Annotated in this window: 24 protein-coding genes and 2 pseudogenes; 22 read left to right on the top strand and 4 right to left on the bottom strand. The window is 60.4% G+C overall.

Annotation, left to right across the window (positions count from 1 at the left end; genetic code table 11):
• Positions 1–281: 281 nt before the first annotated feature.
• From VKR55_RS28600 to VKR55_RS28570, 7 genes are all read left to right on the top strand, one after another.
• A complete protein-coding gene (locus tag VKR55_RS28600; protein WP_324408742.1) occupies positions 282–1,634 on the top strand; it encodes an extracellular solute-binding protein in 1,353 nt (450 codons plus the stop codon).
• Between the two features lie 7 nt (positions 1,635–1,641).
• On the top strand, positions 1,642–2,598 hold the full coding sequence (locus VKR55_RS28595; protein WP_324408741.1) for a carbohydrate ABC transporter permease: 957 nt from the start codon (positions 1,642–1,644) through the stop codon (positions 2,596–2,598).
• On the top strand, positions 2,598–3,464 hold the full coding sequence (locus VKR55_RS28590; protein WP_324408739.1) for a carbohydrate ABC transporter permease: 867 nt from the start codon (positions 2,598–2,600) through the stop codon (positions 3,462–3,464). The genes VKR55_RS28595 and VKR55_RS28590 overlap by 1 nt, the downstream gene beginning before the upstream one ends.
• A 46-nt stretch (positions 3,465–3,510) precedes the next feature.
• Positions 3,511–4,461, top strand: a complete 951-nt coding sequence (locus VKR55_RS28585) for an ABC transporter substrate-binding protein (RefSeq protein ID WP_324408737.1) — start codon at positions 3,511–3,513, stop codon at positions 4,459–4,461.
• 126 nt (positions 4,462–4,587) lie between these two features.
• Complete coding sequence (locus VKR55_RS28580; protein ID WP_324408735.1) at positions 4,588–5,475, top strand: NAD(P)-dependent oxidoreductase; 888 nt, start codon at positions 4,588–4,590, stop codon at positions 5,473–5,475.
• A gap of 21 nt (positions 5,476–5,496) precedes the next feature.
• Entirely contained in the window at positions 5,497–6,399 is a 903-nt protein-coding gene (locus tag VKR55_RS28575) for an NAD(P)-dependent oxidoreductase (RefSeq protein WP_324408733.1), read from the top strand.
• Between the two features lie 27 nt (positions 6,400–6,426).
• Positions 6,427–7,323: an amidohydrolase family protein gene (locus VKR55_RS28570; protein ID WP_324408731.1), complete on the top strand. Its 897-nt coding sequence runs from the start codon at positions 6,427–6,429 to the stop codon at positions 7,321–7,323.
• Between the two features lie 119 nt (positions 7,324–7,442).
• On the opposite strand, the gene VKR55_RS28565 is transcribed toward VKR55_RS28570, so the two are convergent.
• On the bottom strand, positions 7,443–7,766 hold the full coding sequence (locus VKR55_RS28565; RefSeq protein ID WP_324408729.1) for a carboxymuconolactone decarboxylase family protein: 324 nt from the start codon (positions 7,764–7,766) through the stop codon (positions 7,443–7,445).
• Positions 7,767–7,949: 183 nt separating this feature from the next.
• Between VKR55_RS28565 and VKR55_RS28560 the strand changes: the two genes are divergently transcribed.
• Positions 7,950–8,921, top strand: coding sequence for a Gfo/Idh/MocA family protein (locus tag VKR55_RS28560; RefSeq protein WP_324408727.1), 972 nt, complete (start codon positions 7,950–7,952; stop codon positions 8,919–8,921).
• A gap of 297 nt (positions 8,922–9,218) precedes the next feature.
• On the opposite strand, the gene VKR55_RS28555 is transcribed toward VKR55_RS28560, so the two are convergent.
• Complete coding sequence (locus VKR55_RS28555; RefSeq protein WP_324408725.1) at positions 9,219–13,226, bottom strand: hypothetical protein; 4,008 nt, start codon at positions 13,224–13,226, stop codon at positions 9,219–9,221.
• On the opposite strand from VKR55_RS28555, the gene VKR55_RS28550 reads away from it, so the two are divergent.
• The 14 genes and pseudogenes from VKR55_RS28550 to VKR55_RS28485 form a co-directional block, all read left to right on the top strand.
• Positions 13,225–13,551: a hypothetical protein gene (locus VKR55_RS28550; RefSeq protein ID WP_324408723.1), complete on the top strand. Its 327-nt coding sequence runs from the start codon at positions 13,225–13,227 to the stop codon at positions 13,549–13,551. The genes VKR55_RS28555 and VKR55_RS28550 overlap by 2 nt on opposite strands.
• Before the next feature lie 952 nt (positions 13,552–14,503).
• A complete protein-coding gene (trbB, locus tag VKR55_RS28545) occupies positions 14,504–15,424 on the top strand; it encodes a P-type conjugative transfer ATPase TrbB (RefSeq protein WP_324408822.1) in 921 nt (306 codons plus the stop codon).
• Complete coding sequence (locus VKR55_RS28540; RefSeq protein ID WP_324408721.1) at positions 15,421–15,747, top strand: TrbC/VirB2 family type IV secretion system protein; 327 nt, start codon at positions 15,421–15,423, stop codon at positions 15,745–15,747. Before trbB ends, VKR55_RS28540 begins: the two co-directional genes overlap by 4 nt.
• Positions 15,747–16,010, top strand: a complete 264-nt coding sequence (locus tag VKR55_RS28535) for a VirB3 family type IV secretion system protein (RefSeq protein ID WP_324408719.1) — start codon at positions 15,747–15,749, stop codon at positions 16,008–16,010. Before VKR55_RS28540 ends, VKR55_RS28535 begins: the two co-directional genes overlap by 1 nt.
• 8 nt (positions 16,011–16,018) lie before the next feature.
• Complete coding sequence (trbE, locus tag VKR55_RS28530; protein ID WP_324408717.1) at positions 16,019–18,460, top strand: conjugal transfer protein TrbE; 2,442 nt, start codon at positions 16,019–16,021, stop codon at positions 18,458–18,460.
• Positions 18,457–19,191, top strand: coding sequence for a P-type conjugative transfer protein TrbJ (trbJ, locus tag VKR55_RS28525; RefSeq protein WP_324408715.1), 735 nt, complete (start codon positions 18,457–18,459; stop codon positions 19,189–19,191). Before trbE ends, trbJ begins: the two co-directional genes overlap by 4 nt.
• Positions 19,191–19,568, top strand: coding sequence for a putative entry exclusion protein TrbK-alt (gene trbK-alt / locus VKR55_RS28520; protein ID WP_324408713.1), 378 nt, complete (start codon positions 19,191–19,193; stop codon positions 19,566–19,568). Before trbJ ends, trbK-alt begins: the two co-directional genes overlap by 1 nt.
• A 3-nt stretch (positions 19,569–19,571) precedes the next feature.
• Positions 19,572–20,777, top strand: a complete 1,206-nt coding sequence (gene trbL, locus VKR55_RS28515; RefSeq protein ID WP_324408711.1) for a P-type conjugative transfer protein TrbL — start codon at positions 19,572–19,574, stop codon at positions 20,775–20,777.
• On the top strand, positions 20,777–21,457 hold the full coding sequence (trbF, locus tag VKR55_RS28510; protein ID WP_324408709.1) for a conjugal transfer protein TrbF: 681 nt from the start codon (positions 20,777–20,779) through the stop codon (positions 21,455–21,457). Before trbL ends, trbF begins: the two co-directional genes overlap by 1 nt.
• Before the next feature lie 51 nt (positions 21,458–21,508).
• On the top strand, positions 21,509–22,441 hold the full coding sequence (gene trbG / locus VKR55_RS28505; RefSeq protein ID WP_324408707.1) for a P-type conjugative transfer protein TrbG: 933 nt from the start codon (positions 21,509–21,511) through the stop codon (positions 22,439–22,441).
• Entirely contained in the window at positions 22,438–23,634 is a 1,197-nt protein-coding gene (locus VKR55_RS28500) for a TraB/TrbI/VirB10 family type IV secretion system protein (protein ID WP_324408705.1), read from the top strand. Before trbG ends, VKR55_RS28500 begins: the two co-directional genes overlap by 4 nt.
• Before the next feature lie 8 nt (positions 23,635–23,642).
• Positions 23,643–23,759, top strand: a pseudogene (locus tag VKR55_RS28495) (DUF2274 domain-containing protein); the annotation flags it as partial.
• 35 nt (positions 23,760–23,794) lie between these two features.
• Positions 23,795–24,091 carry a DUF2274 domain-containing protein gene (locus tag VKR55_RS28490; RefSeq protein WP_324408703.1) on the top strand — a complete coding sequence of 99 codons (297 nt, stop codon included), beginning with the start codon at positions 23,795–23,797 and terminating at the stop codon, positions 24,089–24,091.
• Positions 24,092–24,411: 320 nt separating this feature from the next.
• Positions 24,412–24,549 (top strand): annotated as a pseudogene (locus VKR55_RS28485) (DUF2274 domain-containing protein); the annotation flags it as partial.
• Here VKR55_RS28485 and VKR55_RS28480 read toward each other — a convergent pair.
• Together VKR55_RS28480 and VKR55_RS28475 are read right to left on the bottom strand one after the other, a co-directional pair.
• Complete coding sequence (locus VKR55_RS28480; RefSeq protein WP_324408701.1) at positions 24,525–25,481, bottom strand: LysR family transcriptional regulator; 957 nt, start codon at positions 25,479–25,481, stop codon at positions 24,525–24,527. The pseudogene VKR55_RS28485 and the gene VKR55_RS28480 overlap by 25 nt on opposite strands.
• Positions 25,482–25,587: 106 nt before the next feature.
• On the bottom strand, positions 25,588–26,073 hold the full coding sequence (locus VKR55_RS28475) for an Lrp/AsnC family transcriptional regulator (protein ID WP_324408821.1): 486 nt from the start codon (positions 26,071–26,073) through the stop codon (positions 25,588–25,590).
• Positions 26,074–26,141: the final 68 nt, after the last annotated feature.

Here is a 26,141-nt window from a genome sequence, read left to right as displayed (position 1 = left end):
AGGTCGCGCGCAACCAGGTCCGGTGGGAAGTCGCAGTGCCGGCATGTGCCCCCGGTCGCGCCAGTTCCGGCGCACCGCAAGACCCTTGCCCCCAACCCGTCCGCACAACTTTTCAGAATGCCTCAGCGAGGGACGGTCACGTCCGTCTCTATCGCCAGCGACGCGATCCTTCGCACATGCGAGACACGTCGCATTCCTTTCGGAGGCGCCGCACCATCAATTAATTCGAGCAATGAGCAGACGGCCTGACAGAGCATCAGGCGTCAATTTGGGAGAGAGCGATGACCAAAGCGAGGAATTGGAATCCGACGCGACGTGATGTCGTTCGCGGGATCGGTGCTACTGGCCTTGGCGCGGCTGCCACCGCGTCGTTTGCTCCACGCGCATTCGCGCAGACCAAAAAGCCGGTGAACCTCTCGTTCTGGACCTTCGACAATCCGCAGCAGCGCCCTTGGGTGAACAAGCGGATCAAGCTGTTCATGCAGCAGAACCCGAACGTCAAGGTTGACTTCCAGTGGTTCCCGTTCGGCGACCTTGGCAAGAAGCTCAGTGTCGGCTTTGCGACAGGCACAGCGCCGGACGGTTTTGTGAGCCAGGACTGGTTCATGCCAGTGTGGCTTGACAAGGGGCTGCTTGCGCCGCTGGACGTGAAAAAGCTCGGCTATACCTCCTACGACACCTTTGTCGCCGACTACGCCAAGGCCTTCGTCGACGGCGCGACCAAGGACGGCAAGGTCTATGGCTACCCGATGTGGTTCTACGGCTACTGCAATTACTTGAACACCAAGCAGTTCAAGGAGGTCGGTCTCGACCCCGCCAAGGACTGGCCGCAGAACTGGGAGCAGCTCGGCGAGGTCGCCAAACGGCTCACCGTCAAGGACGGCGACAAGTTCACGCGCCAGGGCTTCAAATTCGCGATGCACGCTGCGCAATGGACCATGATCCAGTTCAACCCGATCCTGATCGGCGCCGGCGGCAAGTGGTTCGACGATGCCGGAAAGTGCATCGTCAACAACGAAGCCGGCGTTCGCGCCATGACGATCCGCGCCTCGATCGCGCAGAAATACGGCGCCGAGGATCCCGCGGATTCGATCGCGACGAATCCGATTCCGGGCCTCGACTTCCTGAAAGAGCGTTGCTCCATGTTCTTCTGCCATCCGCTGCCGATCTCGCTTGTGAAGGCGGAGAACCCGGCGATGGCCGAGCAGAATTACTTCCGCCCCGTCCAATATCCGGGCTTCGTGACCGGCAAGGGCATCTCCACGACATACGGCTTCAATCTCGTCATCAATGCCAAAGTGTCCGACGAGAAGAAGGAAACGCTGCACGACCTCTACAAGTTCATGATGAGCGATCTGGTCGACGCCTGGCGCGACGCGGCGCCCTTCACCTTCGCCAAGAAGACCGGTTGGGCGGATAATCCCGAGGTGCAGAAATTTCCTTACGTCAACGAGATCATCAAAGCCAAGGACGAAGGCGTGTTCCTGCCGCGCTCCCTGGTGTTCAACGAGCTCGCAGACGCCATGCATCGCGGCGTGCAGAAGATCATGCTGACCAAGGCCGACATCAAGACCACCCTGGACGAGGTTGCGGCGGAAGCCGATCGCGCCGCCGCGGCCTACAAGAAGGCGTGATCCTCAAATGGCTGAGCTCGCCTCGATCGGCTCATACGAGCGCGGCAAGGGAACGGGTGCGGCCCCATCCGCGCGCCCGTTCTGGCGGATCGGCTATCACACGCGCGTCAACCTGTGGGGCTTTGCGTTCGTGCTGCCGACGCTGATCTTCTTTGCCGTCTTCAAATATGGTCCGATGCTGTGGGCGATCGCGCTCAGCTTCACCTCGTACGACATGGTGTCCGCGCCGCAATTCGTGGGGCTCGAGAATTACCGGACGCTGCTCGGCGACCCGATCTTCCGCGACACACTCGTCAACACATTCGTCTATATCGCGGGCTCCACGATCCTGCTGACGGCATCGGGGCTGGGGCTCGCACTCGCGATCAACACTGGAATCCCCGGCGCGCGCCATTGCATGATGGTGATGTTCCTGACCAATCTGATGCCGATCATCGCGGTCTGCCTGGTCTGGCGCCTGCTGCTCCATCCCTTTGGCGTGGTCAACCAGATCCTGCAACACTTTGGCTTCGGCCGCATCGACTGGCTGACCGATTCGGCGACCGCCATGCCCGCGATCATCATGGTCACGGTCTGGCGTTTCGCGCCCTATTTCATGGTGGTGTTTCTGGCGGCGCTGCTGGCGCTGCCGGACGACTATTACGAGGCGGCCGAGCTCGATGGCGCCGGTCCCTTCCGGCGGTTCTTCCATATCACGCTGCCGCTGTTGATGCCGACGATCTTCTTTGTCGTCGTGGTGTCGGCGCTACTGTGTGCGCGCATCTTCCTGATGCCGTTTCTGATCACCGGCGGCGGACCCGGCAATGCGACGCGGGTGCTGTCGATGCTGATCTACGAGACCGGATTTTCCTATCTGAAGATGGGGGAGGCGGCGGCGATCTCGGTCGTGCTGTTTGCGATCATGCTGGTCTTCACAAGCTTGCAGATGGGGCTGTTCTCCCGAAGCGAACGGATTTACGTCTGATGGCATCCCTCGACATCAGCACGCCGCGGCGAGTTGCCGTCCATCGCTATTGGCCGGGGTTACGCAAGGCAATTGGCCTCGCGCTGCTCGCCGCATTGGCATTCGGCTTCATCATCCCGATCCTGTGGATGACCGTGATGTCGTTCCAGGCCGGCGAGAAGATGTTCCAGCTCAGGACCGAGTGGATTCCCTCGGTCTGGCATTTCGAGAATTATCCGAACGCGCTGTCACGCGCAGCGTTCGCCCAATATTTCCTCAACAGCGGCATCGTTTCGCTGTCGGTAATGGTGGGCAATGTCGTGTTCTGTACGCTGGCGGGATATGGCCTCGCCAAATTCCGCTTTCCCGGTTCCGGCCTCGTGCTGCTCCTGATCCTGTCGACCCTCATGCTGCCGCTCGAGGTGACGCTGGTGCCGACGTTCCTGGTGATCCACAAATTCGGGTGGATCAACACCTATCAGGGCATCGTGTCGCCGCTCTTGATCGATGCCTTCGGCGTGTTCCTGATGCGACAATCGATGATCGCCATTCCGAAGGACTATATCGAAGCGGCGCGGATTGACGGCGCCGGCGAGCTGCGCATCCTGTTGCAGATCATCGTGCCGCAGTGTTGGCCGGCTTTATCGGTGCTTGCGATCTTCGCCTTCCGCGACAGTTGGGATCAATATCTCTGGCCGCTCACCGTCGTCTCGAACGATGCCTTGCGGACCTTTCCGCTCGGGCTCGTGCAATTCGGCGAGGACTACGGCAATCCGCCGACCGAGCAGATGGCGATCGCGGTGCTGGCCACGATTCCGGTGTTCCTGCTGTTTGCAATCCTGCAGAGGTGGATCAATCGCGGCTTCGGCCTGAGCGGCCTGAAATGACGACGCGTCACATCACGCTCTCAAGCTAACGTCGAGGAAGATGAAAGTGGACAAGATCAAGATTGCCATGGCGCATCGCGGAGCCGGCGTGGCGCCGGTCTTCGCCGCGTTGGAGGGCGGTTATTTGCGCGAGAACGGCCTCGAGCCTGAGCTCGTCTTCTATCACGGCCATCCCAATTCGCTGAAGGCGGTGATCGCGGGCGAGGCGCAATTCACCAACGCCGTCGGCGCGGAATTGTTGCTCGCCAATCATCGCCATGGCGGCGATGCCGTGGTGCTCGCCTCCGCCATCTCGCGCAGCGCCCAGCAGGTTGCTGCACTGCCGGGCATCAAGACGCGCGAGGACCTTCGCGGCAAGCGCTGGGGTGTCACGTTCCGCAATGACGCCGACGAATGCGCGATGATCATGGCGTTCGATCGCTGGGGATGGAGCATCGAGAAGGATGTCGAAATCGTTGTCGTCGGCAATGCCGGCGCGCGGCTCGATCTTCTGCTCGACCCAGGCAAGGTGGACGTGGCGATCATGCATGCGCCCGAAACCTTCCAGGCGCCGAAGCGCGGCTACCATATCGCCGAGGATTTCGGACGGCTCGACGTGTCGTTCCAGAATAGCTGTGCGGCTTCGACCCGCAGCTTCGTGAAGAGCCATCCGGATATCGGCCTGCGTTACGTCAAATCCTTTTGCCAGGGCGTGCATCGCTTCCGCAGCGATGCTGATTTCGGCATCCATGTGCTGCGCAAATACTCCGGCGAGACCGACATCGACGTGTTGCGTCCGACCTGGGTGCTGTTCGCGCGCTACATGGGCGACATGATGTTTCCGAGCCTGGAAGGCGTGCGTAACGCATCCGCGATCCTGCATCGCGTCGGCGCGCTGCCAAGGCAGGTGGCGCCGGAGGAAGCGGTCGACCTCGAACCGGTGGCAACGCTTGAAGCTCAAGGCTTCTTCGAGATGTTGATGGAGGCCCGCCATGTCGCGGGCCAGAGCGCGGCCTGACCCCGGCTGGCCGCCAACATCGCGCATATGCATCTGACCGATCCCGACAGCGGTGCGGTCGTCTGATTTCGGGCAAAAGCGAGATAACAAGCGGCACCCCAGCGGCCGCGCGAATGGGAGCGAGACATGAAGGTAGGCGTCGCCGGATTGGGCCGCATGGGAGCGGCGATCGCGAAACGGCTGATCGAGGTCGGCCATCAGGTCACGGTCTGGAACCGGAATGCAGACAAAGCCGAGCCGCTGGTGAAAGCGGGGGCGATCCGGGCGGCGAGCCCGACCGAGCTTGCCTCCCGCGTTGATGTGGTCATCACGATTCTCACCGACGCAAGGGCCATGGCCGACGTCTATGAAGGCGCCTCCGGCCTGCTCGCGGGCAATACTCCCGGCAAGCTCTTCATCGAGATGAGCACCGTGCAGCCCGAGACCGAGGTTGCATTGGCAAAGGCAATCGCGGCCAAGGGCGCGATCATGGTGGAATGTCCGGTCGGCGGCACGGTTGGTCCGGCGCTGCAGGGCAAGCTCTTGGGGCTAGCGGGCGGCACAAAAGAAGACTTCGCGCACGCCAAGCCGATCCTGGAGCAGCTTTGCCGCCGCGTCGACCTTGTCGGTCCGATCGGGGCCGGCGCCAGCATGAAGCTTGCGATCAATCTACCGCTCGGCGTGTTCTGGCAGGCGCTGGGCGAAGCCTATTCGCTCTGCCGCCATCTCAATCTCGATCCGGTCTGGCTGATGGAATTGTTCGCGGACACCTCTGGCGGCCCCAACGTGTTGAAGGCGCGCGGCGGCGCGGTTGCGCGTGCGTTGCAATCCAGGGATCCGGGATCGGCGACGTTCGACTGCGACTCCATCCGCAAGGATTTTCGTACCATGCTGGCGGAGGCTGAGAGGCTCGGCTTCAACCTGCCGCTGGCCGAAAAGACCCTCGCGATCTACGATCAGGCGAGCCAGGAAGGCTGGGGGCGCAAGGATTGCACCGAGCTTCCCGCCTTCTGGTCGAGCCATCAAGCCAAGTGATTTCGCGGAGCAGCTTTTCTCGTGCCAAACCAGGTTGACAAGAACGTCGGAATGATCGGTCTCGGGATCATGGGGTCGGCGATGAGCAAGAATCTCATCGCGGCCGGCTTCACCGTGATCGGCTACGACATATCGTCGCGCGCCATTGACGCCTTCAAGGCGCTGGGCGGCGCCGCGGTGACTTCGGTCGCCGAAGTCGGGAAGGCCGCGAATATCCTGATTACATCGCTGCCATCGGCCAAAGCCCTGTCGGATGTCGTCGGCGAATTGCGCACGCTTCCGCAGGGGAATCGCGTGGTCGCGGAAACCAGCACCTTTACGCTGGAAGACAAGCTTGCAGCACAAGCAAAACTGGCCGAAGTCGGGATCGCGATGCTCGATTGCCCGCTCTCCGGCTCCGGTAGCCAGGCGCAAAATCGCGATGTGCTGGTCTATGGCAGCGGCCAGAAGGCCGACTACGACCGTTGCCTGCCGGTGTTCGAAGGCTTTTCCCGGGCGCCGCATTATCTCGGCGCCTTCGGCAACGGCTCCAAGATGAAGTATGTCGCCAACCTCATGGTCGCTGTGCACACGGCGGTGGCAGGCGAGGCCTTCACGCTCGCGCGCAAGGCCGGCCTCGACCCGGCGCAGGTATTTGCCGTCGTCAGCGACGGGGCTGCCGGCTCGCGCGTGCTCGACGTCCGTGGCGAGATGTTGATCTCCGATACATACTTGCCGATCCGTACCATGCCGCTCGAGCTCTGGCGCAAGGACATGCAGGTGATCGCGGATTTTGCCAATTCGCTGGCTTGCCCGACGCCGATGTTTTCTGCCGCCGTGCCGCTGTTCAATGCCGCCGTCGCCTCGGGCTTCGGCGATCAGGACACCGCGGCGGTCGCGACCGTGATCGAAGCGATGGCCGGGCTTCCCGTCGGCAAGAAATAACGAAACGAAAGAAGCCTGCGAAGGGACATGAGTTTGAAAGACATCCCGACCATCGACGCTCATCATCACATCTGGCGCCTGAAGGACCTGACCTGGCTATCGGGTCCGCAGGTGCCGCGCATCTTCGGCCCCTACGAAGCGATCCGCCGCGACTATTCGATCGAGGAATTTCGCGCGGACCTCGACGGCTGCAACGTCGTCAAATCGGTCTATGTGCAGACCAACTGGCCCGCCGGCCAAAGCTACAACGAGGCAAAATGGGTGCAATCCGTGATCGACGCGACCGGCTGGCCCCATGCCAACGTCGCTCACGCCGATCTCGCCGATCCCGATTGCGGTGAGCTGATCGCACGGCTGGCCAAGCTGCCAGCTAGCCGCGGCATCCGCCAACAGCTCCATTGGCATGAGAACCCGCAATACCGCTTCGCGCCGCGCCCTGACGTGATGAACGACGCCGCGTGGCGTCGTGGCTTTGCGCTTCTCGCGCAGTACGATCTGCTGTTCGAACTTCAGGTCTTCACCGACCAGATGCAGAACGGAGCGGCGCTGGCGCGGGCGTTTCCGGACACGACCTTCGTCCTTGAGCATGCCGGTATGCTGGAAGACATGTCGAAAGATGGATGGAAGAGATGGCGGGCGGGGATGTCCGCCCTTGCCGAGCAGCCGAACGTAAACGTCAAGCTGTCCGGATTGGGGACGTTCGTGCATGCATGCCGTGCCGACGTGATGGCGACGATCATCCGCGAGACCGTTGCCATATTCGGAGCGGACCGCTGCCTCTACGGCAGCAATTTCCCGATCGAGAAACTCTGGACAGACTATGCAGGGCTCTACAAGACGTTTCGCGATGCGATCGCGTATCTCGACGAGAAGCAGCAGTGCGCCATTCTTCACGACACGGCCGCCCGCCTTTATCGGATCTGAGAGGCCGGAGAGGGAGTAACGGGCATTTTGCGGAGGCTACGATGTGGGTGTTACGTCATGATCGCGAGGGCGAGAGGCCGACCGCTCCGGTGGACGCTGTCCGCAACGACCCTCTTCCGTCAAGTGTTGTGCGGACCGCTCGGTGGCGAGGTATCCGAAAAGATTTCCGCCGCGATCCGGGTCGTTTCGATCGCGGCAGGGATGCCGCAATACATCGCCACCAGCAGCAGCACGTCCTGCACTTGCTCGGAGGTGCAGCCGTTCGCCCGCGCGCCTTGCGCATGCACGCGGAATTCGGCGGTCTTGCCACTGGCCGCAGTGATAGCGAGCATCACCAGGCTGCGCATCGGGTCGGACAGATCCTTTCGTTCCCAGATATCGCCGTAGACATAGGCATTGATGATGTTCTGTAACGGTGCACCGAAATCGCCGGCCGCGGCCATCCGATTCTCAACCTGCGTCGCTCCGAGCATTCGTTTGCGTCGATCGAGACCGCGCGCATAAAGATCGTTGACATCAACCATGGAATATCCTGCCTTGAAGATCGCGTTATCTTATACGGCCAAAATGGCGGTGTCTCAATCTTCGGCTGACCCACCCCCGATCAATCTGAGGCGGATGATCTCATGATCCAATGTGCGATCGCAGGCCTTGGACGCTGGGGGCGAAGCCTTGTCGAAGCAGCGCGACGCGGTGGCCGGCTGAAGATCACGGACGCTGTCGAGCCGGATGCCGAACGCGCGCGGGACTTCTGTGCGGCGCACGACCTCGCGCTCGCCGAGAGCCTTGAAGCGGTGCTCGCCAATCCCTCGATCGAGGCTGTGCTGCTGGCAACGCCACATTCGCAGCACATCGCGCAGGTGATTGCGGCGGCGTCGGCCAGCAAACAGGTTTTTTGCGAAAAGCCTCTGGCGCTCTGCCGCGAACACGCTGTGCGCATGTTCGATGCCTGCCGCTCCGCAGGTGTCGTGCTGGCAGTGGGGCACAACCGTCGCTTCTGGCCGTCACTGCAGGCTCTGCGAGAGGTTGTTGGGAGTGGGGAACTCGGCACCATCCTCCACGTCGAGGGACATAACAGCAACGAGAACTCGCAGGGCATCACCGCGGGCTGGCGATTGTCTCCGGAGGAGTCGCCGGGTGGTGGCCTGACCGGGGCCGGGCTGCACGTCCTGGACGCTTTCGTCAGTTTGGTCGGACCGGCACGCCAGGTCTACGCGCGCCTCAGTCCGCGCGAGGCCGGCCCGCCGCCGCTCGACAGCGCGATGCTGGCCATCGACTTCGCAAACGGCGTTACAGGGACGCTTGCGACGATCCGCGCCACGCCATTCTATTGGCGCGTTCACGTGTTCGGTACCAATGGCTCAGCAGAGGTGCTGGACGAAGCCACGCTCGTGAGACGTCGTTCGGGCATCAGGCCGGAAATGATCATCTATCCGATCGTGGATGTGCTCGCGAACGAGCTCGCCGCGTTTGCCGACGCCGTCGAAGGCAAACAGCCGTTTCCGATACCGCCAGAGGAGGTGTTGGCGACGCTTGCCGCGTTTGATGGGGCACTGCGATCGATGCGAGCGGGACAGCCAGTGATCCTCGATCCATAGGTTGCGCCTTCGAGCGTCGCAAACGGCCGCTTCTGGCGTAAACCGGACATTCGACGGGACCCGAGTGTACCGAAAACGTGAAACCAGGTGCGGTGGTGATGGAGACCGCCTAGAAAGGGAAACGATCTGACGCGCCGGGTCCGCTGAACCATACGCGACACCGGCGCATCTTTATCCAGAGATCGATGTGTTCTGATGTCGTTATAGTAGCGCGCAGGATCGCAGGAGTCGGCGCAGGTGGGCCTCGCCAAACACGACGATACGATCCAGGCACTCGCGACGGATCGATTCGCATTGTTACTGGGGAATCAGTGTCTGCTGCTCGGCGTTGAAATACGACACGATATTCTTGGCGAATACGAGATTGATCTCCTCGTTCCCTTCGAACGGCGCATTTGGATACTGCGCCTTGAGGAACGAGACCAGGACTTCGGGATCGCCTATCGGGAACGTATCGAGCAAACTCATCGCCTTGTAGACAAGCACATCGCCAAAGGTTTCCGCACTGGAGTTGAGGTTTGGCCACTGCATGACACCTTGCAAAAGGATATATCCTTGCACCTGACTTGAGCCGTCGCGCCCGTGCTGCGATGGTGCGAGCGTGAAGCCGGTATAGGGTGTCGCTCCGCTCGATGACAAGAACGGCCCGGAGCCGGCGACGGTCGGCTCGGACGTCATGTTGGCGCTCATGCCGGAAACGAGATAGTAGCGCCATTCGTCGCCAGGGCGGCCAAACAGATCGTAATCCCCAACGAGGTCGAACGTGCTCTGGTCGTAGGTCGAGGGCGGCATGATATAGTACATGATGGTCCCGTCGGGGCTGGCGACGTAGTCGGCCTGCAGCGAGTGAAAGCTTTTCCCATCGTAGTATTGAACCGGATTCCCGTTCACATCCTGGTAGACGACGATTCCGAAATTGGTGGGAACATTGACCGTCAAACCGTTCGGATCAGTATAGACGCTGTACAAGATGCCGCCGGCCACCGGATCCGAAATATCAACGAGCTTGGTGGATCCCGGGAGCACCGTCGGCGACATCGGCACGGTGTTCAGTCCAAGGACGGACGTTGTGAGTTGCGTCAGAAGCTTGACATTGGCCGTATCACCCCAACTTACAACGCTTGCCGCTCCCTTGACGAGGTCGAACGGTATGACGTTGTTGGGCAATACGGGAGCGCCGGCATTCGGTCCCGTCGTCGGCACGCTACCCGCGCTCAATCCCGATGCGGTCGGCGAGGCGAGGACAACGTTCGCCTCAATGTCGTTGCTCGGATTATGCGTCGGGCGTGGCAGCGGCACGGTCAGGCCCTGGAACAGGAAATCCGAGGCTGCATTCAGCACCGGCACCGCCATCACCGGCGTGATTTGCGGTACAACAATCGCGGCGGTCGAGATCGGTGGCAGAAAGCGCTGCGAGTAGGTGACGCGGTACATGAGCCGCCATGGCATCGAAGGGTTGCCTTGGGCCGAACGCATCGCGACGGCGTCGAGATCCGGGCTATTCTGCAGCCATGTCTGATCGATCACCGTGTCCCAGAAATCGTCGTGATTTTTCTGGGACGGCTGCAGAAAGAACGAATAAGTACGGAACAGGCTCGTCTTGCCCGGACGCTCATAGGGCTCGAGATTGCCAGTGAGGCCGTCGGCGTTTCCCGAGGTGTAGGCCGGTTGCGGCTGCGTAAAGGTCTGGCTGGTATCGATATTGTCTGACAGCGGCAAGCCGGCGCCGGATGTTACGGATGAAACGATCTTGTACACGAGACCGTCGGAGCCAATGACCAGATTGAGCCCGCTCTGGTTGTTGGGATTGAACATCGAGTTGAAATTCATGACGAAGTGGGCGTCGTTATTGGCTGCGTAACGCATCTGCGTATCGGTTTCGATTCCGTCGAACGAGGCCGTGATATCGAATGCTGTCGTGGCGGTGCTGCCAAAGCTGTATTTGAGCGTGTCCTTGCTCGTATCTGCGCTGTTGTGCTTGGCATCAACAATGGTCAGGCCGCCGGCACGGATCTTTACGTTGAAGTGCAGGTTCTGCACGTGCTTGTTGACAGTCGTGAGCGTGTAAACTTCGTCATACGACGTGGCATAGGTGTGCTTTATCTCTTGCGTTCCGCCGCGCGATGACCAGACATATTCGTTATAGAAGTCGAGCCCCGGCGTGAGGGCCGGATCAGACGGATCGTCCTGAGTGCCATACGCCGCCCGGTATGCCGCGAGTGCATTGTATGTCTGCTGGTCGATCTGCTTTTTCAGCTTGTAGGCCTCGACGACTCGCATGTAGCTGGCGTTGTGACCCACCTCTCCGGGCGCGAAGTTTCCATCATAGAGCGGGCTCATCTGGCCGGTCGAAGTCGCGTAGGTCTGAGCGCCGTTGGGCAGGGTCGCCGGGTTGTACGCATACCCGATCATGCCATCGAGACAGCCAGGTCGGATGTATTTGCTGCTTAACCGGAACGAGACGATGTTGACGTCGCGCGGGATCTGCGGGTCCGGAACGCGGGCGAAGCCGTAAACGGTGTTAGTCTGGACTAGGGTTTGCTGGTAGACATCAAGGGTCTCCGATGTGACGAACGCCTCGCCATAGGGCGATGGCACATACATGCGCTGACCGAACTTCTCGTCCGTCGGAGCTTTTGGCAGTGCGCTCGGCGGGTTCGAGGCAGTAAATCCGCCAAGATTCGGGTTCGGCAAAATGGCAGCCTTCGAGGCCGGGTTGCCCGGAGTGCTGCTCGGCGTTGTGAGCGTGTTCAGGCTCGCCATGAACTGGTCGCCGGTATAAGGCGACAGCGTTCCCTGCAACTTGAAAGTATATTTCTTGGTTTCCTCGAGCTTGTCGGTCGCACTTTGTGCAGTGCCATTGGTCGTGGAATTGTCATTGTCTTCCTCTCTCCCGATGCCGGCGTCGATCGCGACGACCGCGCCTTTCGCCAGGGCCAGGCCGAACCCCATCGGCGAGAGGTGAGCGTTCAAACCAAGCTGGATGCCGCCGCCTATGTCAAACTTCGTGGCGGATCCGCTCAACGAGTCGTCGCTCTTCTGGTATTTGAAGTTCACCACGGTTGGCAGCGTGAAGGTTACGGAAGTGGCCCCGACATAGACCGTCGTCGGCTCGAGGAAGGTCGTTGCTGGCTTGTTGGTCATGTTGGCCATCGGGCAAGGCGGCGCGCCCTCGATGTAGCCGATGACTTGAACGTTACCCTGCTCCTGCGACACCCAACTGAGGACGAGGTCGCCGACTTTCTTGCCGGTGTAGAGGGTAAGGACGTTATTCTGGACGTATACGTAGGCCTCGTTGATCTCGCCGGCGAGCGAGCCCGTGACGGTGTTGAGGGTGATCGAATATGTTGTCAAATCGGGCACCGTGTCGCACACGGTCAGCGCCACTCCCGGAGGTGTGTAGAGGTTCGGCGTGATCAATGGCCCGCAGCGCCCCACCGCAGGACAGCCCTGCAGGTCAAGCGACGCCGGCGAAAATGACAAATTCATCGATGCCACCGCATTGCTGACGGCGATGTTGTCGATGTACTTGTTCATCGGCAGGATCGGCGCGTTGATCGCCTGCACTTCGAAAGATCCGCTCAGATAAACGGTCAAGAAGGGTTCGTTTGTCGGAATCAGCCTGCCGAACATATCGTCGACGATCTGATACGGCTGCCGCGTCATGGTCCACATGCTGATTTCTTGCAGCCGGTAAATCCCCGCATTAATGTTCAGAAGTGGCGATCCGGGGAAGTAATCCGGCATCGACGCGGGAACCGGATCCGACGGCGTGCCGGCCCGAGTCAGAGTCATTGGGTAGCCGTTGAGGTAAAGGCTCGTTCCTTCGAACTCGCGGCCGGCAAGCGGCACCAGGCTCGCGGAGGGCGCGCTGGTGGAGACGGCGGCAGCGTTCGGATCGGTAGGGTTGTTCACGACGCCGTCGGGATCGTATTGCGCCAACCAGTAACCGACAACTCCGGCTTGCGCCAAGTCCTGCGGAGTGGCGTTCGCAATGTCGACGGTGCCGCTAAGGGTCTTGATGCCGGTCGGATCGATTGCGCTGTTGAAGAGGTAGACGTCGCGGATGTTGCCACCGCTCACTGCTCCCAGCGGCTTCCGGAAACCACTCTCGTCATAGGCATCTCCGATCAGCAGATGCGCAGGCCCGGTGGGTTTGACGAGCAGACCTGAATCGGTTTGCCCGGTTTTGACCTGCGGTGTGCCCAGCTGCCAGGGAAGGGGCGTGCCGTCTGGCCCGATCTCGCGAACCGAAATCGTCACCGAATAGCTGGTATTCGTCGGCGTTTGCTGGAGCTTCGTCATGAAATCTTTCGATTTCGCCGCACTGAACCTCGTACATTTCGGCTGGGCATTCGTCGTTCAATACGGAATTGGGCTGATCGTTGGGCACTGGTCGACCCAGGGCGGACACTATCCCGCAGTTGCCTATCAGACCGCGTTTGCTCTCAGCATTGTGCTTCAGGCTATCGCCCTGATCTGGTTCGTGGTGCCTTGGCTCCGTGGCCTTAGTGAGCAACTCTCCGCCGCATTTACGCATCCGGACGCCGCTCCGGGTGACCAGCCGGAATTGGTGCTCGCGCCAGCCGAAGGATCTGTCCTCGAAGGCTCCCAAGGGCTGGATTGGTGAGATCGGGGTCGTAACTAGACGAAGGTCCCGATGTCAAACGAAGCCAACGACCAGCCGTAATTCGGATCCGCTATGATTTGCTAAGCCGGCCTTTGCCGCCGCAGGCCTTGCAGGGTGCGGGATAAATCCGCCGTCCAGGGGATATCTCCTTCACGGGAGGATGTCCCGTTCCGCCACAGGCGTCGCATTCCACCTCGGTCGCCGCGGCGTCAGGCTTTGACTTCTTCATGCCTCGCCGACCTTGGCCGACAAGGGCCACCCACTCGCAAGAGGCGTGGGCTGCCCGACACCGCGCGAAGCTCGCGAAGGACCGGGGCCGCCCGCCCTGGCATCGTACCTCTCGGCGAGATCGAGAAGACGCTTTTTGGTGAACGGATCGGCATTCTCGGCCAAACCGCGGGCAAGCACCGCCCGCTGCCTGAAAAACTCACCATCCATATGATACCCCCACGCAACAATGTCAGCACGCCACGCGGTGCGGTTCGTCAAGTCACTCGAATCGCGGTCGGTCGCTCTCCAAGTGTATTTGGTTCGGACCCTGGTCGACAGCCGGCTTGAGCAGACCGCGCACACTATTGCGACTGCGAGCGGTGCGCATGAGGTTCAATGAGTGTGGCGACCTGCTTGACTTTTCACTGGTGTCGGCTCGGATTGAATCACCGACGCGACGTTACAGGCTGATCAACGTCTCGACTTTACGCACCGATAGACCATCCGCCAGTTCAGCATTGCCCCGCGCGTCCACGATATGGAACGATAGGATAAAGAACATCAGCTAATGTTTCTTTTTCTACGCCAGGCTACGGGCCCGACAGTCCTCTTGTTGCATTGAGCCGTTTACTGCCTTTTCTATTCATCCCCATCTGAGGCCCCTCGGGGACGGCCTCATTCGTTGGGGACCAGGGTGGCAAACCTTTCCATTCAGTCAGAGGCGACCTCGCGCGGTGCGCGCATGCTGCGCACGGCTCTCGGCCCAGCGATAGCGCGTCTTCTCGACGATCCAGCAATAGTTGAGGTGATGCTCAATCCCGATGGTCGGCTCTGGGCCGATCGGTTGTCCAGTGGCCTCATGGACACCGGCGAAACGGTGTCCGCGTCCGACGGCGAACGTATCGTTCGATTGGTCGCCCACCATGTCGGTGCAGAAGTTCACGCCGGCGCCCCGCGCGTATCGGCAGAGTTACCCGAAACAGGAGAGCGCTTCGAGGGGCTGCTGCCGCCGGTAGTGGCTGCGCCAACCTTCGCGATCCGCAAGCCAGCGGTCGCTGTGTTCACGCTCAGCGATTATGTGGCGGCGGGGATCATGAGCTCGCACCGGGCCAACGCTTTACGAAGCGCGGTTGCAGCCCGCCGGAACATCCTCGTCGCGGGTGGCACATCCAGCGGCAAGACAACGCTGACTAATGCGCTTCTTGCGGAAGTTGCAAAGACCACGGATCGGGTCGTTCTCATCGAAGACACACGAGAGCTTCAGTGCAAAGCGCCAAATCTTGTGGCGTTGCGGACCAAGGATGGCGTGGTCTCGCTGTCGGATTTGGTGCGCTCATCTCTTCGTCTACGGCCGGATCGCATTCCGATCGGAGAAGTGCGCGGGGCGGAAGCGCTCGATCTACTGAAGGCGTGGGGCACGGGTCATCCCGGCGGCATTGGAACGATCCACGCTGGCAGCGCGCTCGGTGCATTGCGCCGGCTCGAACAGCTCATCCAGGAAGCGGTCGTCACCGTGCCGCGGGCCCTGATCGCCGAAACCATCAACGTCATCGCTGTGCTTTCCGGCCGCGGCAAAGAACGCCGGCTTGCCGAACTCGCCGGAGTGGAAGGGTTTGGGGCTTCGGGTGACTACGTTCTTTCAGCAATAGGGGACGAAACATGAAGTCTACGCATCTCGGCAAGCGAGGCGCTGTGGCGGCAGCCACGTTCGCAATCAGCTGTCTTACCGCCACTTCAGCATCGGCTGCCGGCTCCAACATGCCGTGGGAACAGCCGCTCAATCAGATCCTGCAATCGGTCGAAGGTCCGGTCGCAAAGATTATCGCGGTCATCATCATCATCGTGACAGGCCTCTCGCTAGCCTTCGGTGACACGTCGGGTGGTTTCCGCCGACTGATCCAGATCGTGTTCGGTTTGTCGATCGCGTTCGCAGCGTCGAGCTTCTTTCTGTCGTTCTTTTCATTCGGCGGGGGAGTGGTGATCTGATGGATGCAGAAATCTCAGGCTTCGTCACGCCCGTGCATCGCGCGCTGACCGAACCGATCCTGATGGGCGGTGCGCCACGCTCCATCGCGATTCTCAACGGCACGCTCGCGGCTGCACTCGGCATCGGTCTGCGCCTTTGGATCGCGGGCCTCTTGCTTTGGTTCGTCGGCCACATGGCCGCCGTCTGGGCCGCCAAGCGCGATCCTGACTTCATCGAGGTCGTGCGTCGACATCTCCGCATCCCTGGTCATCTCAACTCGTGAGTTCTGTCATGATGAACCTCGCCGAATATCGACGGTCGAATACGCGTCTCGCGGACTTTCTGCCGTGGGCAGCCCTCGTTGACGAGGGCGTGATCCTGAACAAGGATGGCTCGTTTCAGCGCACCGCAAGATTCCGGGGTCCAGACCTCGACAGCGCCGTACCAGCCGAACTCATCGCCATTGCCGGTCGTTTGAACAATGTGCTTCGGCGTCTCGAATCTGGTTGGGCTATTTTTGTCGAGGCTCAACGTCATTCCGCGGGCAGCTATCCTCCGAATACGTTTCCGGATGTGGCCTCCGCTCTGGTCGATGCCGAACGGAAAGCTCAGTTCGAAGAGGCGGGTGCCCACTATGAATCGAGCTACTTTCTGACATTTCTCTATCTGCCGCCGGTGGAGGGAACGGCGAAAGCAGAGCGGCTGCTTTATGAAGGCAGCAACCGCTCAGTCGATGGTGATGCACGTGAGATTCTTCGCGGGTTTGTTGATCGCACCAGTCGCGTTCTGCAACTTGTCGAAGGCGTTATGCCGGAGTGCGCCTGGCTCGACGATGAAGAAACCCTGACTTACCTGCATTCGACGGTCTCGACCAAGCGGCAACGGGTCAGGGTCCCCGAAATTCCGATGTATCTCGATGCGCTGCTGGCCGACCAAACGCTTACTGGTGGCCTCGAGCCGTTGCTTGGCTCAGCTCAACTCCGAGTCTTGACCGTCGTGGGTTTTCCGACGGCGACGACGCCCGGAATTCTCGACGACCTGAACCGTCTCGCGTTCGCCTATCGCTGGTCGACCCGCGCGATCATGCTCGACAAGACGGATGCCACAAAACTCCTGACCCGGATCAGGCGGCAATGGTTTGCCAAACGCAAGTCAGTGGGCGCGATCTTGAAGGAGGTTATGACGAACGAGGCCTCGGCGCTGCTTGATACCGATGCCCACAACAAGGCCATGGATGCCGACGCCGCCCTCCAGGAACTCGGGTCTGATCAGATCGGCGAGGCGTTCGTCACGGCGACGATCACGGTCTGGGACAGCGATGCGGCTACCGCAAACGAAAAGCTTCGCCTCGTCGAAAAGGTCATCCAGGGCCGCGATTTCACCTGCATGGTCGAGACGGTGAATGCCATCGAGGCTTGGCTTGGCAGCCTCCCGGGGCATGTCTACGCCAATGTGCGGCAACCTCCGATCTCGACCTTGAACCTGGCACACATGATTCCGTTGTCCGCGGTATGGGCAGGAGAGGCGAGGGACCACCATTTCAAGGCTCCGCCTTTGTTCCTGGCCAAGACGGAGGGATCGACCCCGTTTCGCTTCTCGCTCCATGTTGGAGATGTCGGACATACGCTGGTCGTAGGACCGACCGGCGCTGGCAAATCGGTGCTGTTGGCGCTGATGGCGCTCCAATTCCGCCGATATCCCCAGTCCCAGATCTTCGCGTTCGATTTCGGCGGGTCAATCCGGGCGGCCGCGATTGCCATGGGCGGGGACTGGCATGACCTCGGCGGTGCGCTTGCCGGGGAGACGCCCGAGTTCGTCTCTCTTCAGCCACTTGCCGGAATCGACGATGTTGCCGAGCGCGGCTGGGCAGCCGACTGGATCAGCTCGATCCTGACCCGAGAGCGGATCGAGGTCACGCCGGAAGCTAAGGAGCACATCTGGTCAGCGTTAAGTTCGCTCGCCTCCGCTCCCCTTGAGGAACGGACTCTGACCGGCCTTTCTGTTCTGCTTCAATCCAACGTGTTGAAGCGGGCGCTTCAGCCCTATTGTATCGGCGGCCCCTATGATCGTTTGCTCGACGCCGAAAGCGAAAGCTTGGGCGAGACCTCGGTGCAGGTCTTCGAGACAGACGGCTTGATTGGTACCGCTGTCGCACCGGCCGTTCTTGCTTACCTGTTTCACCGGATCGAGGGTCGTTTTGACGGCCGGCCAACCCTGCTCATCATCGATGAGGGATGGCTTGCGCTTGACGACGCCGACTTCGCCGGGCGACTGCGCGAGTGGCTGAAGACGCTGCGCAAGAAGAATGCATCCGTGATCTTCGCTACTCAATCGCTGGCCGACATCGACGGCTCAGCCATTGCGCCGGCCATCATCGAGAGCTGTCCGACCCGGATTCTCTTGCCCAACGACCGCGCTATAGAGCCGCAAATCACGACAGTCTATCGGCGGTTTGGGCTGAACGACCGCCAGATCGAAATCCTCGCTCGCGCGACACCGAAGCGTGACTACTACTGCCAATCCCGCCGCGGCAATCGGCTGTTCGAGCTCGGTCTCGGCGAGGTTGCGCTCGCCTTCACCGCGGCTTCCTCCAAAGCCGACCAGGCGCTGATTGGGCAGGTTTTGGTCGAAGGCGGTCGCGACAACTTCGTGAGCGGCTGGCTGAAAGCCCGCGACGCCGCGTGGGCGACCGATCTCATTCCGCATCTTGGTGAATTGGAGGACTCGAAATGAACCGCCTCCGCCGTCTCGCCGTCGCGGGCGTGATCATGTTTGCCGCCTTTGTTGGTCCCGCGCAGCTCTCGGCGCAGTTGGTCGTATTCGATCCGAACAACTACGCGCAAAACGTCCTGACGGCAGCACGCGCGCTGCAGCAGATCAACAACCAGATCGTATCTCTGCAGAACCAGGCGCAGATGTTGATCAATCAGGCAAAGAATCTGGCGACGTTGCCGTTCTCGTCGTTGCTCCAACTGGAACAGTCGATCCTGCGAACGCAGCAGCTTCTCGCCCAAGCCCAACGCATCGCCTATGACATCGGGCAGATCGATCGCGCGTTCTCGACGACCTATGCGCCGGCCTCATCAAACCTGTCAGACCAGGCGTTGGTCGCAAACGCGCAGACGCGCTGGCAGAACGCGATGGCCGGCCTGCAGGACGCCATGCGGACGCATGCCACCGTCGTCGGCAACCTCAACACTAACCATACACAGATGTCGGCCCTCGTCACCTCGAGCCAAGGGGCAACCGGCGCGTTGCAGGCGAGCCAGGCCGGCAATCAGCTCCTGGCCTTGCAAGCCCAGCAGCTCGCGGATCTCACAGCGGTCATCTCGGCGCATGGACGCGCACAAAACTTGGAGTCCGCCCGGCGTGCCGCCGCCCAGGACCAAGGCAGGGAGCAACTGCGCCGCTTCCTGATCCCAGGCCAAGGCTATCAACCCACAACCGTGCAGATGTTTCACTGATGATCACGAAAAAACTCGAACGGCTCCCATATGCGGCGACCGTGGTGCTCGTCGTCCTGGTACTTGCTGCCTGTGCCATTCGGCTTCGTGGCGACGAGCCTCAAACGAATTCTCCCGCATTGGCCGATGGGGTCTCTGATCCCTTGGAAACAAAGCTCGCGGAATGCCGCTCCGTTACCTACGAGCAGAAAGATGCTCTGTCCGAATGCCGTAAGGCATGGGCCGAGAAGCGCCGGCAATTCCTCGGCCAGACGCCACCATCATCATCTTCCGACAACGGGACTTCTCAAGACGGTCGCTCGTTGTTCGTGTCGCCCAAGGACGAGAACCGCCTGTCACCTGGTTACCCCTCAATTCAGCAGTCCGGGAAGGAGTGACCGATGGCCGGCACGGGTATTATCGATCAGTTCCTCGGAACATTCACCCAGTACATCGATTCCGGGTTTGGGCTAGTTGGAGGCGAGGTCGGCTATCTCGCCACAACACTGGCGGCGATCGACGTTACGCTGGCCGGCCTGTTCTGGGCATGGGGAGCCGACGAAGACATCTTAATTCGCCTCGTCAAAAAGACCTTGTTCGTCGGAGTCTTCGCTTTCCTGATCGGCAACTGGAATAGCCTCGCCCGCATCATCTTCGAGAGCTTTGCCGGTCTGGGCCTAAAGGCCTCTGGCACCGGACTTTCGTCGGCTGATTTCCTCAGGCCCGGAAAGATCGCCCAGGTCGGGCTCGATGCTGGACGACCGATCCTCGATTCGATCTCGGGGCTTATGGGCTATGTCAGCTTCTTCGAGAATTTTATCCAGATCGCGATTCTGTTGTTCGCCTGGATCGTTGTGCTGCTCGCATTCTTTATTCTGGCCATCCAGCTCTTTATTACCCTCATCGAGTTCAAGCTGACGACGCTTGCCGGTTTTGTGCTGATTCCGTTTGGCCTGTTCGGCAAGACCGCATTCGCCGCCGAGCGCGTGCTCGGCAACGTAATCTCATCCGGCGTAAAAGTCCTGGTGCTGGCCGTCATCGTCGGCATCGGCTCGACGTTGTTTGCGCAGTTCACGGCTGGCTTCGGCGGCAACCAGCCGACCATTGATAATGCCATGGCACTCGTGCTTGGGGCGCTCTCCCTCCTTGGCCTCGGCATCTTCGGGCCCGGTATTGCCAATGGGATCGTGTCGGGTGGACCGCAACTCGGCGCGGGTGCCGCCGTCAGCACCGGCTTGGCGGCGGGTGGCGCCATCGTGGCTGGCGCGGGTCTCGCAACTGGCGGTGTCGGTCTGGGAGGCGGCGCCCTCGCGGGCGGCGCCCGCGGCGCGGCCGCAATAGCAGGTGGAACCGCAAGCGCTTATCGAGCCGGAGGATTGAGTGGCGTCGCCAAAGCAGGCGGCTCGGCGGTCGTCAGCCCGCTGCGCCGCCTGGCTGCCGGGCTCGGCGGCGGTTCGTCAACAACGCACGCACCACCGGCCTGGGCGCGCCGCATGAAGCGCGCGCAGACCGTAAACCAGGGTGTGTCTGCTGCCACTCACGCGGTTCGCAGCGGTGACAGCGCTGGTGGCGGTGCCTCCGTGGATCTGTCCGAGGGAGGGCATTGATGTTCAAGCGACCATCCGTGCACTATGGTCGTACGCCGGATCCGGTGACGCCCTACCAGAAGGCGGCTCAAATCTGGGACGAGCGTATCGGCTCGGCCCGGGTCCAAGCCAGGAATTGGCGGTTGATGGCGTTCGGATGCCTTTTGTTGTCCGGAGGGCTCGCCGCAAGCCTCGTTTGGCAGTCCACTCAGGGTACCATCACGCCGTGGGTGGTGGAAGTGGATCATCTCGGTCAGGCCCAGGCAGTCGCGCCGGCGAGTGCTTTCTATCAGCCGACCGATCCGCAGATTGCGTTTCATCTCGCGAGATTTATCGAGGACGTGCGGGGACTACCGGCCGACGCCATTGTGCTGCGCCAGAACTGGCTGCGCGCCTATGACTTTACGACCGATCGTGGTGCCGCGGCGCTGAACGATTACGCCCGACACAACGATCCATTCGCCAAGCTCGGCAACACGCAAATCTCTATCGACGTATCGAGCGTCATCCGTGCGTCGCCGGAGAGCTTTCGAGTGGCGTGGACCGAGCGACGCTACGACGGCGGCCAGCTCGCCGCGACCGAGCGCTGGACCGCGATCCTTTCTGTCGTGATCGAAACCCCGCGTGATGCCGACCGCCTGCGCAAGAACCCGCTCGGCGTCTATGTCCATTCCATCAACTGGTCGAAGGAGCTCGGCTAAGTGATAAATCCCCTACCGAGATTCGCGAGTTCAAAATGGAACGGGACGCCTGTGCGTCTCGCCTTACTTTTTGCGCTCTCGCTCTCTGGCTGCACGACCTTCAAGCCACCGCAGATCAGTTATGATGACGATGTGCCGCCGTCTCCTGATCTACCGATGTTAGCGGACGACCATGCACGTCCGCTGCATGTCCCGCCATCCTGGACGCCGGCCAGCGGCGGCAAGAAAGGTGAAGTAGAGGCTAAGGACCCGACCGATCGCATCGAGATTGCTAACGATGTAGCGCGGGTCCAGCCTCGGCGCGCAGGGTATTTCAACGCCGTCCAGGTCTTTCCCTACAGTCCAGGCGCGCTCTATCAGATCTACGCGTCCCCAGGGCAGATCACGGATATCGCGCTCGAGCCGGGCGAGCAGCTAACAGGCTCGGGGCCGCTCGCCGCCGGCGACACCGTGCGCTGGATCGTCGGTGACACCGAAAGCGGCAACGGCGACACCAGGCGCGTCCACATCATGGTGAAGCCGACACGACCCGCAATCGAGACGAATCTTGTCGTCAACACCGATCGACGGACCTACCTGATCGAGCTGCGCTCCCGTGAAAAGCCGTACATGCCGTCGGTTGCCTGGTTCTATCCGAAAGACCGGTCCAGCCGCTCCAGGACTTTGCCGCCAACTCCCATCATCCCGGAAGTGAGCCAGCGACGCTACCGTTACGTGATCGAGGGTGACAGCCCGCCATGGCGACCGGTCAATGCCTATGATGACGGCCGCAAGGTCTATATCGAGTTCTCTCCCGGCATCGCACAAGGAGAAATGCCGCCGCTGTTCGTCATCGGCCAGGACGGCAAGCCCGAACTCGTCAACTATCGCGTCTACAAAAATGTACTGATCGTCGATCGTTTGTTTGCCGCGGCCGAGTTGCGCCTTGGTGGAGAGAAGCAGCTGAAAGTCCGAATAGCGAGAGCCGACGGGAGACGATCGTGACGGGCGATAGACCAAACGAGAGCCCCGGTACCGTCTCGGGCCCGGCGCCATCATCTGAGGATAGCGCGCAGGCTTTGCGTCTACGCGCAGACCACCCGAGGATCACAAGGCTTTCCCGCAAAGTCCTTGCCGGTGGCACCGCATTGGCTTTGCTGCTTATCTCGGGTGCGGTGCTGTGGGCGTTGAGAAGCAACCACCCGCGCAATTCCACGCCGGACGAACTCTACAGCACAGATCATCATAACGTCGCAGATGGCCTGACAACATTGCCGCAGGATTACACCGGGATTCCCCGCGACGTCGCGCGGCTTGGGCCACCGTTGCCGGGCAACCTGGGGCGTCCGCTCGTTACGGGGGAAGGTCAACCGGCGGCGATCGGCCTTGACGCCGAACAACAACGTGCTGACCAGGAAACCGAGGCGGCTCGGACGAGCAAAGTATTTGCGTCAACCACTGCGCCAATTGCACCACCGCATGCCGCATCCCAGGAAACGGCGAGCAAGACTGCGCCGACTTCTGATGAAACCTTCTCTCAGAACGGGCAGGATAGCAAACTCCTCTTCGTCAATGCACCGGTCGACCGGCGGACTACAACGCCCGATCGGCTCTCACGCCCGGCCTCACCCTTTGTCGTGCAGGCGGGCACGATCATTCCAGCAGCTCTCATTACGGGTGTCCGCTCAGATCTTCCTGGGCAGATCACGGCGCAAGTCACAGAAAACATTTTCGATAGTCCGACGGGGCGAGCCAAGCTTATCCCGCAGGGAGCGCGGCTCATCGGAGTCTATGACAGCCAGGTTGCATTCGGCCAATCGCGGGTGCTTTTGGTGTGGACACGGCTGATCATGCCGAATGGCCGCTCGATTGTTCTAGAAAGGCAACAGGGCGCGGACGCCGGTGGCTATTCCGGTCTCGAGGACGAGGTCGACAATCATTGGGTCGAGTTGGTCAAGGCAGCACTACTATCGACGATCCTAGGCGTGGGAGCGGAGCTTGGGTCGGGCGCAGATAGCGGCAGCAACACGGACATTATTCAGGCGTTACGCTTGAGTGCGGCGAATTCGCTGAATCAGACCGGGCAACAGGTCGTGCGTCGTAATCTCAACATACAACCGACGCTCACAATCCGACCAGGATTCCCGGTTCGGGTTATAGTCAACCGGGATCTCGTGCTTGAACCTTACAGAGGATGACAGGAAGGATGGCCAAACTCAAACTTGGTGCAATTCCCGACGAAAAACCTTTCAAGATTGCACTCGAATTGCCAGCCGCCGTGCATCGCGACCTCGTCGCCTACGCCGATTATCTGAAGAGTCAACATGTCTCTGTCGCATTTAGAGAAGGAGGCGACGAATGGCGGATCTGAAACTTGGCCGCTTGCCGAAGGTCGGTCTCGTCCGCATGACGATCGGCATTCCTGAGCCTCTGAAGGAAGAACTCGACCGTTATGCCGCCGAGCATAGCCGGCTATATGAGCCTGTCGACGCCGCGACGTTAATCCCTCACATGCTGGAATCCTTCATCCGGTCGGACCGCGGCTACCGGAGCCGGCGCGCGCAATCCGAGCGGGGAAAGATTCGTCAACGTCGCGGCGTAGCGGCAAGCGCAACGAGCGTTGCAACGCGTCCCAATTCCGACGGTTCGGCCTGAAGCCGGGCAATCTGTAGCTCTTGCTCGCGGACGAGGAGGCTGAGAATCTGGACATGTTGCGCCATGTTCCGGTTGGTGACCGCAAGGCACGAAGCTACTCGGTCTCGCGGCCGCGCAGCGCGGCAATCGTGGTGTGGCTATGGGGTGCAGGACTTTCGCCTGCACCCCATAGCCAGTTTATGGTGTCGCCGCCGCGTCAAGCGTTGTCCTCGCTTCGCTGCGGGAACGCTTGACTCGGACGTTTGACGAGCTTCATCGGCAACCCTAATGATCGATCCGCATGACATGTCTGAGACACGTGCGTTGAGTCTGGATAACGCCTTCTCGCTCGGGAAAGCGGCCAACCCGTCAGTGATCCGGCCAAACTGATTGCGCCGATGCTGGCGAGGTTCATGGCCACTGACCGCGGTTTTGCAAAATCCAGAGGATCGTTTCACACGGCCGAGGGGAAAGGATAGCGTTCCGCTAGCAGCTTTAGAAAATTTTCGACGGCGGGGTTCTCGTTGTCAGGCCGCCAAACCGCCGAAAAGCCGATTCGGCTCAGCCCCGTGCCGTCGTGCAACTCCCGATAAAGCAGACCTGAAAAGCTAGCGCCAATATCGGATTCCAGTACAAGGCCAATGCCGAACCCCATACTTATGAGGCTCTTGATGACGCCACGACTGACATCGTGGCGTTCGATTCGTGGCCGGTTAGTAGGAGAAATCAGCTTTGCGTTCAGGAGGTCCTCGAGCTCGCGCCCGGGATCGTAATGACTGAGCAAAACAATCTGATCCCGCAGATCCGTCCAGTAGAGAGCTTGGCGCATAGCCAGGGGATGGTCACTGGGTAGAACGACCAGAATTCGTTCGCTCCAGAGCGGCGCGGACTTGCTATCGAAAGGCGGCATGTCGCCTGTCGTAATATTCACGTCGATCACACCGTTGCGTAGTGCAGTTGTGAGCTGAGCTCTCGATCGCTCGACGGTCGCAAGTTCAACTTGCGGAAACTGTTTCTTAAAATCGAGCAATGTCGCGCGCAGATTTCCCGCCGTCAGTGATGTGCAAAATCCGACGACCATGCGACCTGTTTCGCCACGTCCAGTTGCTCTTGTTGACGTGACGAGTGCATGCATTTGCTCCAGTATCGAGCGCGCTAGGCGCAGGAAATTACGGCCTGCTGACGTTGCGCGCACACCGCCACTGGATCGCTCGAAAATAATGACGCCAAACGAATTCTCCAACTGTTGGATGGAACGACTCAGTGTCGATTGCTTTATCGATAAAGCTTGAGCGGCTTGTCGAAAACTCCCGTAATCCTCTGCAGCGACCGCGTGTTGAAGTTGACCGAAGATAAAGGCAAGTCGTCGTCGACTCCCAACAGATAAGTCGGCAAGATTCGTATTGTCCATTTGAAGAACACCGATACTGTGAGCTAAAGGGCCGGGAGCAAAACTGTTCGGTCGAGGAATCCAATCTACGTCCGTGATCGGTGTTTCGACGGCCGATCGCGCTCATTCACTGCGGAGGATCGAGCAGGACCCCGAGCGGTAGGACGTTTTTCACGATCGGCGATTTCAGCACGATGTAGCTGAAGTACTTCTCGATCCCGATATTGCGCTCAAGCAAGTTTTCCATCCGCTCCTGGTAATGGTTGATGTTGCGGCTCACGAAACGCAGCAGATAGTCGTATCCACCGCTAACGAGATGACACTCCATCAACTCATCGACCTTGCGCAGGTTAGCCTCGAACCTCACGAAGTCCTCTCTACGGTGATCGACGAGCGTCACTTCGGTGAAAACCGTTATGCTCTCGGTCAGCTTGGCGAGGTTAATTTGGGCACCGTAGCCCGTGATATAACCCGTCGCTTCAAGACGTTTTACGCGCTGCAAACATGGGCTCGCCGAAAGACCGACAGCATCTGCCAGATTGGCGTTCGTCATCCTCCCGTCTTTTTGCAGCTGGGCGAGGATGTTCAGGTCAATCCGATCAAGTTTCGGCATGCCGTTCAATCAATCAGCTCCTTCTTCCGGGTGATCTCCTCAGAGGGATCGACCAGTATTGGTTCGGA

The organism is Bradyrhizobium sp. (assembly GCF_035309285.1).
In the GTDB taxonomy this organism is placed as follows: Bacteria; Pseudomonadota; Alphaproteobacteria; order Rhizobiales; family Xanthobacteraceae; genus Bradyrhizobium.
This window is presented reverse-complemented; position numbering and strand designations above follow the sequence as displayed.

Bases quoted from the DNA above. Each gene is read 5' to 3' on its own strand.
- trbB (WP_324408822.1), top strand. From the start codon at position 14,504: ATGCTGCGCACGGCTCTCGGCCCAGCGATAGCGCGTCTTCTCGACGAT.
- trbE (WP_324408717.1), top strand. From the start codon at position 16,019: ATGATGAACCTCGCCGAATATCGACGGTCGAATACGCGTCTCGCGGAC.
- VKR55_RS28590 (WP_324408739.1), top strand. From the start codon at position 2,598: ATGGCATCCCTCGACATCAGCACGCCGCGGCGAGTTGCCGTCCATCGC.
- trbL (WP_324408711.1), top strand. From the start codon at position 19,572: ATGGCCGGCACGGGTATTATCGATCAGTTCCTCGGAACATTCACCCAG.
- VKR55_RS28595 (WP_324408741.1), top strand. From the start codon at position 1,642: ATGGCTGAGCTCGCCTCGATCGGCTCATACGAGCGCGGCAAGGGAACG.
- VKR55_RS28565 (WP_324408729.1), bottom strand. From the start codon at position 7,766: ATGGCCGCGGCCGGCGATTTCGGTGCACCGTTACAGAACATCATCAAT.
- VKR55_RS28580 (WP_324408735.1), top strand. From the start codon at position 4,588: ATGAAGGTAGGCGTCGCCGGATTGGGCCGCATGGGAGCGGCGATCGCG.
- VKR55_RS28540 (WP_324408721.1), top strand. From the start codon at position 15,421: ATGAAGTCTACGCATCTCGGCAAGCGAGGCGCTGTGGCGGCAGCCACG.
- trbK-alt (WP_324408713.1), top strand. From the start codon at position 19,191: ATGATCACGAAAAAACTCGAACGGCTCCCATATGCGGCGACCGTGGTG.
- VKR55_RS28480 (WP_324408701.1), bottom strand. From the start codon at position 25,481: ATGGACAATACGAATCTTGCCGACTTATCTGTTGGGAGTCGACGACGA.
- trbF (WP_324408709.1), top strand. From the start codon at position 20,777: ATGTTCAAGCGACCATCCGTGCACTATGGTCGTACGCCGGATCCGGTG.
- VKR55_RS28550 (WP_324408723.1), top strand. From the start codon at position 13,225: ATGAAATCTTTCGATTTCGCCGCACTGAACCTCGTACATTTCGGCTGG.
- VKR55_RS28560 (WP_324408727.1), top strand. From the start codon at position 7,950: ATGATCCAATGTGCGATCGCAGGCCTTGGACGCTGGGGGCGAAGCCTT.
- VKR55_RS28570 (WP_324408731.1), top strand. From the start codon at position 6,427: ATGAGTTTGAAAGACATCCCGACCATCGACGCTCATCATCACATCTGG.
- VKR55_RS28535 (WP_324408719.1), top strand. From the start codon at position 15,747: ATGGATGCAGAAATCTCAGGCTTCGTCACGCCCGTGCATCGCGCGCTG.
- VKR55_RS28490 (WP_324408703.1), top strand. From the start codon at position 23,795: ATGGCGGATCTGAAACTTGGCCGCTTGCCGAAGGTCGGTCTCGTCCGC.
- VKR55_RS28475 (WP_324408821.1), bottom strand. From the start codon at position 26,073: ATGCCGAAACTTGATCGGATTGACCTGAACATCCTCGCCCAGCTGCAA.
- trbJ (WP_324408715.1), top strand. From the start codon at position 18,457: ATGAACCGCCTCCGCCGTCTCGCCGTCGCGGGCGTGATCATGTTTGCC.
- VKR55_RS28600 (WP_324408742.1), top strand. From the start codon at position 282: ATGACCAAAGCGAGGAATTGGAATCCGACGCGACGTGATGTCGTTCGC.
- VKR55_RS28555 (WP_324408725.1), bottom strand. From the start codon at position 13,226: ATGACGAAGCTCCAGCAAACGCCGACGAATACCAGCTATTCGGTGACG.